12 protein-coding genes and 1 rRNA gene are annotated in these 13,365 nt (G+C 59.0%); 8 read left to right on the top strand and 5 right to left on the bottom strand.

Annotated elements, in window-relative coordinates:
- Positions 1-13: 13 nt before the first annotated feature.
- Positions 14-1,550, bottom strand: a 16S ribosomal RNA gene (locus J2Y83_RS09015).
- 699 nt (positions 1,551-2,249) lie between these two features.
- Between J2Y83_RS09015 and rhtA the strand changes: the two genes are divergently transcribed.
- Positions 2,250-3,137: a threonine/homoserine exporter RhtA gene (rhtA, locus tag J2Y83_RS09010; RefSeq protein WP_253394579.1), complete on the top strand. Its 888-nt coding sequence runs from the start codon at positions 2,250-2,252 to the stop codon at positions 3,135-3,137.
- Positions 3,138-3,303: 166 nt separating this feature from the next.
- Positions 3,304-3,585, top strand: coding sequence for a hypothetical protein (locus tag J2Y83_RS09005; protein WP_253394578.1), 282 nt, complete (start codon positions 3,304-3,306; stop codon positions 3,583-3,585).
- Between the two features lie 133 nt (positions 3,586-3,718).
- On the opposite strand, the gene J2Y83_RS09000 is transcribed toward J2Y83_RS09005, so the two are convergent.
- The 3 genes from J2Y83_RS09000 to J2Y83_RS08990 all read right to left on the bottom strand — a co-directional run bounded on the left by J2Y83_RS09000 (position 3,719) and on the right by J2Y83_RS08990 (position 7,235).
- Complete coding sequence (locus tag J2Y83_RS09000) at positions 3,719-5,527, bottom strand: aminopeptidase P family protein (protein ID WP_253394577.1); 1,809 nt, start codon at positions 5,525-5,527, stop codon at positions 3,719-3,721.
- A 49-nt stretch (positions 5,528-5,576) separates the two neighbouring features.
- Entirely contained in the window at positions 5,577-6,737 is a 1,161-nt protein-coding gene (locus J2Y83_RS08995) for a cysteine desulfurase family protein (RefSeq protein ID WP_253394576.1), read from the bottom strand.
- 231 nt (positions 6,738-6,968) lie between these two features.
- Complete coding sequence (locus J2Y83_RS08990) at positions 6,969-7,235, bottom strand: hypothetical protein (RefSeq protein ID WP_253394575.1); 267 nt, start codon at positions 7,233-7,235, stop codon at positions 6,969-6,971.
- A 399-nt stretch (positions 7,236-7,634) separates the two neighbouring features.
- On the opposite strand from J2Y83_RS08990, the gene msuE reads away from it, so the two are divergent.
- The 4 genes from msuE (at position 7,635) to J2Y83_RS08970 (ending at position 11,726) form a co-directional block, all read left to right on the top strand.
- Positions 7,635-8,198, top strand: a complete 564-nt coding sequence (gene msuE / locus J2Y83_RS08985; RefSeq protein WP_253394574.1) for an FMN reductase — start codon at positions 7,635-7,637, stop codon at positions 8,196-8,198.
- A 9-nt stretch (positions 8,199-8,207) separates the two neighbouring features.
- Positions 8,208-9,347 (top strand): FMNH2-dependent alkanesulfonate monooxygenase, encoded by a 1,140-nt coding sequence (gene ssuD / locus J2Y83_RS08980; RefSeq protein ID WP_078833079.1) that lies wholly within the window; start codon positions 8,208-8,210, stop codon positions 9,345-9,347.
- A 77-nt stretch (positions 9,348-9,424) separates the two neighbouring features.
- Positions 9,425-10,612 (top strand): acyl-CoA dehydrogenase family protein, encoded by a 1,188-nt coding sequence (locus J2Y83_RS08975; protein WP_253394572.1) that lies wholly within the window; start codon positions 9,425-9,427, stop codon positions 10,610-10,612.
- A 10-nt stretch (positions 10,613-10,622) separates the two neighbouring features.
- Positions 10,623-11,726 carry a sigma-54 interaction domain-containing protein gene (locus J2Y83_RS08970; protein ID WP_247402608.1) on the top strand — a complete coding sequence of 368 codons (1,104 nt, stop codon included), beginning with the start codon at positions 10,623-10,625 and terminating at the stop codon, positions 11,724-11,726.
- Here the strand turns inward: J2Y83_RS08970 and J2Y83_RS08965 are convergent.
- Positions 11,715-12,080 (bottom strand): antibiotic biosynthesis monooxygenase, encoded by a 366-nt coding sequence (locus tag J2Y83_RS08965; RefSeq protein ID WP_253394570.1) that lies wholly within the window; start codon positions 12,078-12,080, stop codon positions 11,715-11,717. The genes J2Y83_RS08970 and J2Y83_RS08965 overlap by 12 nt on opposite strands.
- A gap of 100 nt (positions 12,081-12,180) precedes the next feature.
- On the opposite strand from J2Y83_RS08965, the gene soxR reads away from it, so the two are divergent.
- The gene (gene soxR, locus J2Y83_RS08960; RefSeq protein WP_253394568.1) at positions 12,181-12,621 is read left to right on the top strand and encodes a redox-sensitive transcriptional activator SoxR; all 441 of its coding nucleotides are present in this window, start codon (positions 12,181-12,183) and stop codon (positions 12,619-12,621) included.
- Between the two features lie 187 nt (positions 12,622-12,808).
- Positions 12,809-13,270, top strand: a complete 462-nt coding sequence (locus J2Y83_RS08955) for a VOC family protein (RefSeq protein ID WP_253394566.1) — start codon at positions 12,809-12,811, stop codon at positions 13,268-13,270.
- Positions 13,271-13,365 lie beyond the last annotated feature (95 nt).

Genomic DNA, 13,365 nt, shown 5'->3' with positions numbered 1-13,365 from the left:
TGATGTCGTCGATTAAGGAGGTGATCCAGCCGCAGGTTCCCCTACGGCTACCTTGTTACGACTTCACCCCAGTCATGAATCACACCGTGGTAACCGTCCTCCCGAAGGTTAGACTAGCTACTTCTGGTGCAACCCACTCCCATGGTGTGACGGGCGGTGTGTACAAGGCCCGGGAACGTATTCACCGCGACATTCTGATTCGCGATTACTAGCGATTCCGACTTCACGCAGTCGAGTTGCAGACTGCGATCCGGACTACGATCGGTTTTCTGGGATTAGCTCCACCTCGCGGCTTGGCAACCCTCTGTACCGACCATTGTAGCACGTGTGTAGCCCAGGCCGTAAGGGCCATGATGACTTGACGTCATCCCCACCTTCCTCCGGTTTGTCACCGGCAGTCTCCTTAGAGTGCCCACCATGACGTGCTGGTAACTAAGGACAAGGGTTGCGCTCGTTACGGGACTTAACCCAACATCTCACGACACGAGCTGACGACAGCCATGCAGCACCTGTCTCAATGCTCCCGAAGGCACCAATCTATCTCTAGAAAGTTCATTGGATGTCAAGGCCTGGTAAGGTTCTTCGCGTTGCTTCGAATTAAACCACATGCTCCACCGCTTGTGCGGGCCCCCGTCAATTCATTTGAGTTTTAACCTTGCGGCCGTACTCCCCAGGCGGTCAACTTAATGCGTTAGCTGCGCCACTAAGAGCTCAAGGCTCCCAACGGCTAGTTGACATCGTTTACGGCGTGGACTACCAGGGTATCTAATCCTGTTTGCTCCCCACGCTTTCGCACCTCAGTGTCAGTATCAGTCCAGGTGGTCGCCTTCGCCACTGGTGTTCCTTCCTATATCTACGCATTTCACCGCTACACAGGAAATTCCACCACCCTCTACCATACTCTAGTCAGTCAGTTTTGAATGCAGTTCCCAGGTTGAGCCCGGGGATTTCACATCCAACTTAACTAACCACCTACGCGCGCTTTACGCCCAGTAATTCCGATTAACGCTTGCACCCTCTGTATTACCGCGGCTGCTGGCACAGAGTTAGCCGGTGCTTATTCTGTCGGTAACGTCAAAACAATCACGTATTAGGTAACTGCCCTTCCTCCCAACTTAAAGTGCTTTACAATCCGAAGACCTTCTTCACACACGCGGCATGGCTGGATCAGGCTTTCGCCCATTGTCCAATATTCCCCACTGCTGCCTCCCGTAGGAGTCTGGACCGTGTCTCAGTTCCAGTGTGACTGATCATCCTCTCAGACCAGTTACGGATCGTCGCCTTGGTGAGCCATTACCTCACCAACTAGCTAATCCGACCTAGGCTCATCTGATAGCGCAAGGCCCGAAGGTCCCCTGCTTTCTCCCGTAGGACGTATGCGGTATTAGCGTCCGTTTCCGAACGTTATCCCCCACTACCAGGCAGATTCCTAGGCATTACTCACCCGTCCGCCGCTCTCAAGAGAAGCAAGCTTCTCTCTACCGCTCGACTTGCATGTGTTAGGCCTGCCGCCAGCGTTCAATCTGAGCCATGATCAAACTCTTCAGTTCAAACATCTTTGGGTTTTTAAGAAACCCTAAACTTGGCTCAGCAATCGTTGGTTACATCTTTGATTTCTCGCGGAGTAACTTGTGATGCTGATAATCTTGTTGACTATCAGTCTGACTCCACAAGCACCCACACGAATTGCTTGATTCAGTTGTTAAAGAGCGGTTGGTTAAGATCTTTCGTCTCAACCGAGGCGCGCATTCTACAGCAGCCTCATTTGCTGTCAAGTGATTATTTTAAGAAGTTTTCAAAGTTTCCTTTGTAACTTCAACCACTTGCGCTTCCGATCTCTCGTTAGCGGGAGGCGAATTCTACAGCGTTACACGCTGCTGTCAACACCTCTTTTTCTCCGCTTTCGACCGAGAAGATCGAAACGTTAATAGAGCCAAACAACATTGCTCTACCAACTCCTTCCAGGCCTCGATGAACTGAAGCAGGCCGCTGTCGAATCTCGCATAACTCTTTGTTTACCAAGGAGTTTTCCGTTTCGACTGCGCCGGAAGTGGGGCAAATTATAGACGTCCAGGATTTGCCGTCAACCCTTAATTTGGTTTTTCTATCAAACAGCCGAAAACCTCTGAACTCCCTCTATATATAGAGGCCCGCCGATTGATGATTGAGCAATATATTGCTCAATGCCGCACAGTTAAGCATCATAGGGCTCTCTGCTACTCAAATATGACCTCGGACGAACACCCCCAATGACCACCTCCCCCCGCAGCCTGGCCTCGGCACTGTTTCCCGTCGGTCTGCTGTTGATCGCCATGGCTTCCATCCAGTCCGGCGCCTCGCTGGCCAAGAGCATGTTCCCTATCGTAGGCGCCCAAGGCACCACCACGCTGCGTCTGATTTTCGCCAGCATCATCATGTTGCTTATATTGCGCCCATGGCGCGCCACGCTGACGGCCAAATCCCTGCGCACCGTGATCGTCTACGGAATGGCCCTGGGCGGCATGAACTTCCTCTTCTATATGTCGCTGCGCACAGTCCCCCTTGGTATTGCGGTAGCCCTGGAATTCACCGGGCCGCTCGCGGTCGCCCTCTACGCATCGCGCCGGGCGGTGGACTTTCTGTGGATCGCCCTCGCAGTCGTCGGTCTTCTGCTGTTAGTTCCCATGGGAGAAGCCAGCACTGGCATCGACCTGGTCGGGGCGGCTTATGCATTAGGCGCAGGTGTTTGCTGGGCGCTCTACATTCTATTCGGCCAAAAGGCGGGGAATGATAACGGCGTACAAACGGCGGCCCTGGGCGTCATGATCGCTGCCTTGTTCGTCGCCCCCATCGGCATCGTCCATGCGGGTGTGACGCTGCTGACGCCCGCGCTGATTCCGGTCGCCATCGGCGTCGCCATCCTGTCCACCGCGCTGCCCTACACCCTGGAGATGGTCGCGCTGACTCGCCTGCCCGCCCGTACTTTTGGCACGTTGATGAGCATCGAACCCGCATTCGGCGCACTCTCGGGCCTGTTCTTCCTGCTGGAGCATTTGTCGCTTGCACAGTGGATGGCCATCGCCTGCATTATCCTGGCCTCCGTTGGCGCCACGCTGACCATGCGAAACGAGGCTAAACCTCTGGTACCAGCCGATTAATCATCTTTGACGGTAGCTCTGGTATTTGCCGCTCATTTAGGCCATGTTTAGGCCGCAACCAAATGTCATTCATGGAGAGTTTCGACAAGGACAGCGCGAACGCTACAATCGAGAGCGAGTAAAGCTGGCTTCATGCATTTTTTCGAAGCCGCTATTAAGGATAGGAATGAAGCGAATTTTGATACTGTTAATGGTCATGGCCATTGCTGGCTGTGCCGCGACCACCAAAACAGAAGTGAAACGGGGCAAAAAAGGGCTGCATATCAACTGTTCCGGCCTGTCCTCCTCCTGGGACCAGTGCTACACCAGTGCAGTCAATTCATGCGGTGCCAAAGGCTACCGGGTTATCGCCAAGTCCGGTGACAACTCCGAGGAGCCTGGGGACTATCCCTTCGGCCTCAACCCTGCCGGCTACACCAGCCGGAGCATGATCGTCATCTGTAAATGACGGCCTGAGCAGTCCACTTCCGACTGCTCCGCACCGCCCACCTTGAACGCCTCGAACCGACGCAGCCCTTCGCGACGCTGCGGCTAACCGCTTGCGCGCAGATCGCAAGCGGCATCTGCCGAGCAGCGACCGATCAAATCGCCGCAGTCCGCACCTGCAACCACTCCAACGCGGCGCCACTGAGCAATGGGCTCAAACGCTGACGCACCTCTGCATGGTACGCATTGAACCACTGGCGCTCCTCCGCCGTTAGCAACGACGGCTCCAGGCAACGGGTGTCGATAGGGCACAAGGTCAGGGTTTCGAACTTGAGGAACTCACCAAACTCGGTCTTGCCTGCTTCGCGATTCAACACCAGGTTCTCGATACGCACGCCCCAACGCCCCGGACGGTACGTACCCGGCTCAATGGAAGTGATCATGCCCGGCTGCATCGCGGTTTGCGGCGCAGTGGCCGCCTGGTAGGCGATCACCTGCGGACCTTCATGCACATTGAGGAAATAACCTACGCCGTGACCTGTGCCATGCCCATAGTCGACACCTTCGGCCCAGATCGGCGCTCGTGCGATGGCATCCAGCAATGGCGACATAATGCCCTTGGGAAAGTGAGCACGGGACAGCGCAATCACCCCCTTGAGCACGCGGGTGCAATCACGCTTCTGTTCATCACTCGGCGCTCCGATAGGCACCATCCGCGTGATATCGGTAGTACCACCCAAGTACTGGCCGCCCGAGTCGATCAACAGCAGGCCATCACCTTCGATCAGCGCATGCTCTTCTTCGGTGGCGTGATAATGCGGCATCGCGCCATTGGCGTTGAACGCGGCGATGGTGTTGAAACTCAGCGACACATAACCGGGCCGGCGGGTACGTGCAGCCGTCAGGTGTTCGTCGATGGTCAGTTCAGTGATGCGTTCACGGCCCAGCGCACTCTCCAGCCAGGCGAAGAATTCGCACAGGGCCGCGCCATCCTGTTCCATGGCCTGGCGGATATGTTCCGCGTCGGCCAGGCTCTTGCGGGATTTGGCCAGCGTAGTCGGATTCATCCCTTCCACCAGCTTGACGCTGGCATCCAGGTGTTCCAGCAAGCCGGCGGTCACGCGTGCCGGATCAACCTGCACACTCGCGCCCGACGGCACCGCCCGCAGCGCATCGGCGACTTCGCTGTAATCGCGCAAGATCACGCCATCCTGCTCAAGCACAGCGCGCAGCTCGGCATCGACTTTGCTCAGCGCCACAAACAAAGTGGCCTGTTGTGCGCTGATCAGGGCAAAGGACACAAACACCGGGTTGAACGATACATCGGCACCGCGCAAGTTAAACAACCAGGCGATGTCATCCAGGGTCGCGATGAAATGCCAGTCGGCGCCCTTTTCTTTCAAACTGGCGCGCAGCGCAGCGAGTTTTTCCCCACGGCTGACGGTGGCCTGCGGTGGCAGATGCTGGTAGATCGGCTGATTCGGCAACGTCGGGCGATCGTTCCAGACTTCATTCAACAGGTCGATATCGGTACGCAGGCGTGCGCCGCGCTCTGCAAGTTTACCGCCCAAAGTACGCGCCGAAGCCACGGCCATCACCGCACCATCGACCGCCACCACACCGCCATGCGGCGTCTGCTCGGCCAGCCATTCCAGCGGACCTGGTTGACCCGGCTGCAGTTTCACCAGTTCGATACCGCTGCCCTTGAGCTCCTTGGTCGCTTGTTCCCAGTAGCGGCTGTCGGCCCAGACACCGGCGAAATCCGCGGTGACGATCAGCGTCCCCACTGACCCGTGGAACCCCGACAACCATTGACGCCCCTGCCAGTAGCCCGGCAAGTATTCGGATAAGTGCGGGTCAGCCGACGGCACCAGCAAGGCGTGAATGCCTTCGCGGCGCATCAGTTCACGGGTATGCGCCAGGCGCTGGGGAACCGCTCCATGGGTCAAAGGCTGAGTACTCATTGTGTCTCCTGCTAACCACGAATAATTGTTATGTGTTGCGAATGAAGAATCAAACCGCCCAGAACGCCGGCGCACTGGCAAGGGCGACCTTGATCAATTGCACGGCCTGGTCGATGTCCTGCTCGGTGGTGAACCGCCCCAGGCTCAAGCGAACGGTTCGACCGGCGCTGCGGGCGTCATGCCCCAGCGCCAGCAGCACGTGGGAAGGCGCATTGCTTGCCGAATTGCAGGCCGAGGTCGCGGAAAAAGCCATGCCCGCGCTCAAGGCTGCAGCGTCGAACTCGCCTTCACCGAACGTGAGGCTGAGGGTGTGAGGAATGCGCTGGGTGGCGCTGCCATTGAGACGCACACCGGCAACCGTCGCCAGTTGATCCAGCAAGCGCTGGCGCAAGGCCACGATTGCCGCCTGCTCTTCGCTAAAAGCCTGCGCCGCCAGGGCGAACGCCGCGCCCATGCCCGCGATCTGGTGGGTCGCCAGGGTGCCTGAGCGCAAGCCGCCCTCATGACCACCGCCGTGAATCTGCGCCATCACCTTCTGCTGCGCCCGCGGCCCGACATACAACGCGCCGATCCCCTTGGGGCCATACACCTTGTGCGCGGAAAACGACATCAAATCCACCGGCCATTGCGCCAGGTCGATTGCCACCTTGCCCACTCCTTGCGCCGCGTCCACATGCAACAACGCGCCGTGTTCACGCACCCGCGCGCCGATGGCGGGGATGTCGTTGAGCGTGCCCAATTCGTTGTTCACCAGCATCAGCGAGACCAGGAAGGTGTCTTCACGCAGTGCTTCACTCACCGCCTCGGCACTGATCAACCCATCGGCGTCCGGCACCAGGTAGGTCACGGCTACACCGGCTTCCTGCATCTGCCGCGCGGTATCCAGCGTGGCCTTGTGCTCGATCTGGCTGGTGATGATATGCCCACCCGCCACGCCCCGTGCTTGAGTTACACCCTTGATCGCGAGGTTGTTGGACTCGGTCGCGCCGGACGTCCAGACGATCTGCTCCGACTCGGCACCGACCAACTCGGCCACCTGGCGACGCGCCCGCTCAACCGTTTGCCGGGCCGCTTGGCCGAATGCGTGGGAACTGGACGCAGGGTTACCGAAATTGGCATGGAAGCCCAGGCACTCGATCATCACCTGGATGACCCGCTCATCCACCGGGGTGGTGGCGGCATAGTCGAAATACAACGGACGTTTATTCATAACCTTGGGGACTCGCAGAGCTGGTTCCCGAGAGCAACGTCTCAGGGGCATCGACCGGAACAGAGGTCGTCAGGTTTACCCGATCGAATGCCATTAAAAAAGGACCACTTGACGTAAATGTGCGTAGGAACGCTCCTGAAATTCAGCTTAACAGGCTGAAGTAGCGCCATGGCAAACAAAAAGCCCGAGGTTTCTTGAGAAACCTCGGGCTTTTTGGCACTGAGCACCGGCTCAACTGGGACGACCATGCAGGGTCACATTACGTTCGGCGTTCATTTCACCCTGGTGATCAAAGCCGAAAGGCTTCTGTGCCTGGGTCAGGGCAGCCCGCTGCTGTTGATACTCGTCAAACGACAACCCGCGACGGCTCAACGCCTCCAGCGCCAGTTCCCGGGTTTCTTGTGCCGTGTAAGGGCGCAATTCAGGCGAGGGATGGGTCGCACAACCGGCAACGACAGAAGTGACAAGTAATACGCAAACAGCAAGAAATCGGTTCATGGCGGTGGCTCTGCGAAGGAGGTCTCAAGTCAATGAACACAGGCTACTCCCGACCTTGAACGGAGAAAAATCATCATCCGTGATAGTCGCTATCAACCGAGGCCACACCCTCGATAGGGCAGCACACATATTCCAATAAGATCTATAAATATAGAAATACGTTCATTTACGGAATAAAAGGAACCCTCTATAAATGGCTCCACGCGAACCCGACACTGTTCGCCACGCAACTGTTGCCCAGGCAACAGCCATTCAACAAAACACCAGGCAGACAACAGCACCGTTTTCAGCAGTAAGCACGCAGCCCAAGCGATTCAAGGCCTGCAGCCGTTGGTACAGCTCTTGCTCAGACCGACTCACTTCTCCTGCGATGAACCACTGTTGAAAAAGGAACTGTTCATGACCCGTCCCCTGAATGTCGTTGCCCTCTCCGGCGGAACCTGGCGCCCGTCCCGCACCCTGGTGTTGACCCAGGCCGTGCTGGCCGAACTGGCAAAAGTATTGCCGATCCAGACCACTCTTATCGAGCTCGGCGATATCGCCCGGCCACTGGGCGGCGCACTCTCGCGCGATGAGTTGCCGGCCGAGGTCGAATCCCAACTGTTGGCCATCGAACAGGCCGACCTGCTGATCGTCGCCGCACCGGTCTATCGCGGTTCTTATCCAGGCCTGCTCAAACACCTGTTCGACCTGGTTGGCCTAAATTCGTTGATCGACACCCCGGTGCTGCTGGCCGCCACCGGTGGCAGTGAACGTCACGCACTGGTACTCGATCACCAGTTGCGCCCGCTGTTCAGCTTCTTCCAGGCCCTGACCCTGCCGATCGGCGTGTATGCCACCGAAGCCGATTTCACCGATTACCAAATCACCAACGAAGCCTTGAAAAGCCGTATTCGCCTTGCGGCAGAACGCGCAGCGCCTTTGTTCGCCGCGCACTCCCCCTCTCTGCTGAAAATCGCTTAAGGATTCGTCATGGATGTTTTCTGGTTTCTGCCCACTCACGGTGACGGTCATTACCTGGGCACCACCCAAGGTGCTCGCCCGGTCACCCTCAATTATCTGAAGCAAGTCGCCCAGGCTGCTGACAGCCTTGGCTACTACGGCGTGCTGATTCCTACCGGGCGCTCGTGCGAAGACTCCTGGGTAATCGCCTCGGCACTGGTGCCGCTGACGGAACGCTTGCGCTATCTGGTGGCAATTCGCCCAGGCATCATCTCGCCCACGGTGTCGGCGCGCATGGCGGCGACCTTGGATCGCCTGTCCAACGGCCGCCTGCTGATCAACGTCGTGACCGGCGGTGACCCCGACGAAAACCGCGGCGACGGCAGCTTCCTCGACCACAGTGAACGCTATGAAGTCTCCGACGAATTCCTCAGGATCTGGCGCCGCGTGTTGCAGGGCGAATCGGTGGACTTCGAAGGCAAGCACCTGCGTGTACAGAATGCCAAGGCGCTTTACCCACCGGTGCAGAAGCCTTATCCGCCACTGTACTTCGGCGGTTCTTCCGACGCCGCCCACGACCTCGCCGCCGAACAGGTGGACGTGTACCTGACCTGGGGCGAACCACCTGCCGCCGTCGCCGAAAAGCTCGCGGATGTGCGTGAACGTGCCGCGCGCCACGGGCGGACCGTGAAATTCGGCATCCGCCTGCATGTGATCGTGCGCGAGACCGAAGAAGACGCCTGGAAAGCCGCCGACAAACTGATCGAACACATCAGCGACGAGACCATCGCCGCCGCGCAAAAATCCTTCTCGCGCTTTGACTCCGAAGGCCAGCGCCGCATGGCCGCCTTGCACGATGGGCGCCGCGACAACCTGGAAATCGCCCCCAACCTCTGGGCTGGTGTCGGCCTGGTACGTGGCGGTGCCGGTACGGCGCTGGTGGGCAACCCGCAGCAAGTGGCTGAGCGGATCAAGGAATACGCGGACTTGGGCATCGAGAGTTTCATCTTCTCCGGCTACCCGCACCTCGAAGAAGCCTATCGCTTCGCCGAGTTGGTGTTCCCGCTATTACCGGAGCCCTACGCCAGCCTGGCCGGACGCGGCGTCACCAATCTGACGGGGCCGTTTGGCGAAATGATTGCCAATGATGTGCTGCCAGCCAAGGCCTGAGAACGCTGAGATCCCACCTTTGATCTTCATTGCCCAATAGATCGCACACGGCATTAGAGCCCTATGAGGAATACCGCGTGACAGCCAAACCCCACAGCGTCCTGCCCTCACCTTTGCAGACCGCCAGACAGCTCGCCGCCGAATTCGCCCTCACCGCCGTCGAACGCGACGAGCGCGGTGGCACGCCAAAAACCGAACGGGATGCCCTGCGCCAAAGCGGTCTGCTGGCGCTGAGCATTCCCGCTCAATACGGCGGCCTCGGTGGACGCTGGAGCGACACCCTGGGCATCGTGCGTGAATTCGCCAAGGTCGACAGCTCCATCGCCCACGTCTTCGGTTTCCACCACCTGATGCTCGCCACGGTCCGTCTGTTTTCGCGCCCGGACCAATGGCAACCCTGGTTCGAACAGACCGCGCGCAAAAACTGGTTCTGGGGCAACGCCCTCAACCCGCTGGACACGCGCACACTGGTCAAGGATTTCGGCGGCTGGCGTGAGTTCTCCGGCAAGAAGAGTTTCTGCTCCGGCGCCAGCGATTCGGAAATGCTGATCGCCTCGGCGGTGGATGAGAGCGCCGGCGGCAAATTGCTGATCGCCGCCATCCCCAGTGGACGCAGCGGCATCACTTTGCACAACGACTGGAACAATATCGGCCAGCGCCAGACCGACAGCGGCAGCGCCAGTTTCGAACGGGTACGCGTCGAGGAATCGGAGTTGCTGCTCGACCCGGGTCCACTGAGCACACCCTTCGCCTGCCTACGCCCACTGATCGCACAGTTGACCTTCACGCACATGTTCCTCGGCATCGCCGAAGGTGCCTTTGACGAAGCGCGCAACTACACCCTCACCGAAACCCGCGCGTGGCACAAATCCACCGCCGAGGATGTGCGCCAGGACCCTTACGTACTGCACCACTACGGCGAATTCTGGGTGGCCTTGCAAGGTGTACGCCTACTGGTGGAACGCGCCGCCACGCTGCTCGATCAAGCCTGGGCCAAGGGGCCGAACCTCAGCGAAAACGAACGCGGCCAACTGGCCATCGCCATCGCCACCGCCAAGGTCGCCGCCAGCCGCCAGGGCCTGGAGTTGTGCAGCCGTCTATTTGAAGTCACCGGCGCGCGCTCCACCCATGCGTCACTGCGCCTGGATCGCCATTGGCGCAACCTGCGCACGCAAAGCCTGCACGATCCGGTGGACTACAAACTCCACGAACTGGGGGACTGGGCGTTGAACCAGTCCCTGCCGACTCCTACGTTCTATTCATAAAGAGGTGCCCATGCAGCTTTTAACCTTACCGCCCTCGCCCGCCCTCGCCACCTCGATCCGCGCCACGGCCCAGGTCTTCGAAGACCCGAAATCCCAGGCGCTGCTCGACCATATCCAGCAAGTGGCGCCCAGCGAAGCCAGCGTGTTGATCATCGGCGAAACCGGGACCGGTAAAGAGCTGGTGGCGCGTCATATTCATAACCTCAGCGCACGGCGTAACCGGCCCTTTGTAGCGGTGAACTGCGGGGCGTTTTCCGAATCGCTGGTGGAAGCCGAACTGTTCGGCCATGAAAAAGGCGCCTTCACCGGCGCCCTCAGCGCCAAGGCCGGCTGGTTCGAAGAGGCCGACGGCGGCACCTTGTTTCTCGATGAGATCGGCGATTTGCCGATGGCGATCCAGGTCAAATTATTGCGCGTGCTGCAAGAGCGGGAAGTGGTGCGCCTGGGCTCGCGCAAGAGCATTCCCATCGATGTGCGCGTGCTGGCGGCGACCAACGTGCAGTTGGAAAAAGCCATCAACGCCGGGCATTTCCGCGAAGACCTCTACTACCGCCTCGACGTGGTCAGCCTGGAGCTCAGCCCGTTGCGCGAGCGTCCCGGCGACATCCTGCCGCTGACCCGCCACTTCATCCAAGCCTACAGCCAGCGCCTGGGCTACGGCCCGATCACCCTCAGTCGCGAGGCCGAACACAAGCTAAAAAGCTACAGCTGGCCGGGCAATATCCGCGAGCTGGAAAACGTGATTCACCACACCTTGCTGATCTGCCGGAATGGTCTGATCGAACGCGACGATTTGCGCCTGTCGAACCTGCGCATCGAGCGTCAGGACGACAGCCAGCACAGCACCGACAACAGTGCCGAAGCCTTGCTTGAACGGGCCTTTCAAAAGCTGTTCGAGGAACAGGCCGGCGCCCTGCATGAAAAAGTCGAGGACGCGTTGCTGCGTGCCGCCTACCGCTTCAGCCACTACAACCAGGTCCACACCGCCAACCTGCTGGGCCTGAGCCGCAACGTCACGCGCACGCGCCTGATCAAAATCGGCGAGCTGGCGGTGAACAAGCGCCGTCCGGGGGAAAACGTACAAGGTGAGCGTATGCTGCACCTATCCATTTAGACGGCAGTGCAACGCATTGTCATGGCTGCGCTCGAAACTGTGCAGCACTTGGAACGAACCGAAGGTCACGGCCGTGGCCTGGTGGGCGCGTATCAGTGTCCAGAAATTTTCCTCGCCGTGCTCAAAGCACTGCAAGGCCGCCTCGCCGTCCTCGCGTGAGCGCCATTGCAGGTAATTGAGTACCCGCCGCCCGTCATCGCTGACCTGCACACTCGCGTTGAGAAAGCCGCCGTGCCCCTGGGCCAGGCGCTCACTCTGGGTGGATAACGCCGCGACCAGGGCGAGCTGTTGTTGGGGCTCGACCTGAAACTCAATCAATTGAGTGAAACTGAGATTCTTCTCTGATACCTGCATGAACACTCCCCTTTCTACGTAGGCAGAATCTTGCGATTCGATGCCACGCAGGGTAAAACCTCTAGTTAAGTCAAGGTCAAGCGTCTATCTGGAGTTTTTCATGGTTACCAAGGAGCTCACTGTCGGCCAACTGTCGGCCCGCAGCGGCGTGGCGGTCACGGCGCTGCATTTTTACGAAACCAAGGGGCTGATTAAAAGCAATCGCAATGCCGGCAATCAACGGCGTTACCCCCGCGACGTCCTGCGCCGGGTGGTGGTGATCAAAATCGCCCAGCGCCTGGGGATTCCGCTGGCGACAATTGGTGAAGCATTGCAGACCCTGCCGGATGGACGCACGCCTACCGCTAAAGATTGGCAGCGTTTGTCGGCCTCGTGGCGGCAGGATTTGGACGAACGCATCAACAAGCTGATGCTCCTGCGCGACAAGCTCAATGGCTGTATTGGTTGTGGGTGTTTGTCGCTGGAGGCATGCCCGTTGCGCAACCAGGGCGACCAACTCGGTGCGCGTGGGCCGGGGGCTCAGTTGTTGGAGCCCAGCTGAAAAACCGCTCCCTGTGGGAAATGTTCACCTTAAACCCTGGGACAGCGCCCGCCGCAGCACTGATGGCGAAACGATCTGCCTGTTCGCTGTTGCCGGGGCAACACCTCGTCGGTTGGCCGCAAGCCACGGTTGGCGTGGCCTATAGTGAAAGAGCCTGCCCCCATAACCATAATTCAAGGAGAACGATATGAGCGTAAAACCTATCCCCGAGGGCTATCACAGCATCACGCCCTACCTGGGCGTCGAAAAAGCTGCCGAAGCCATCGAGTTCTACAAAAAAGCCTTCAACGCCACGCAAGTCATGCGCCTGGACATGCCCGACGGCACGGTCGGCCACGCCGAACTGCGTATCGGAGACTCGGCGATCATGCTCGCCTCGCCCTGCGGTGAAATGGCCTTTGGCAGCCCAAGCGATGGCCACACCAGTGTCGCCCTGCATTTATATGTGGGCGATGTGGACGCGCAGTACAAACAAGCGATCGCTGCCGGCGGTATATCCATTTCCGAACCCAAGGACCAGTTCTACGGCGACCGCTCCGGCACGTTGAGAGATCCGTTCGGTCATGTGTGGTTCTTGGCCACGCGCAAAGAGGATCTGAGCGAAGCACAAATCCGCCAGCGTGCCGAAGAGATGTTCAAGCAAGGCTGAGCCTGGTAGCGGGCTTGCTCGCGATGACGGCGTGTCAGTCGATGCATTCGGTGCCTGACCCACTGCTATCGCGGGCAAGCCGACCTCCACCGTTT

Origin of the sequence: Pseudomonas marginalis, assembly GCF_024169655.1 — a bacterium.
Lineage (GTDB): Bacteria > Pseudomonadota > Gammaproteobacteria > Pseudomonadales > Pseudomonadaceae > Aquipseudomonas > Aquipseudomonas paraveronii.
This window is presented reverse-complemented; position numbering and strand designations above follow the sequence as displayed.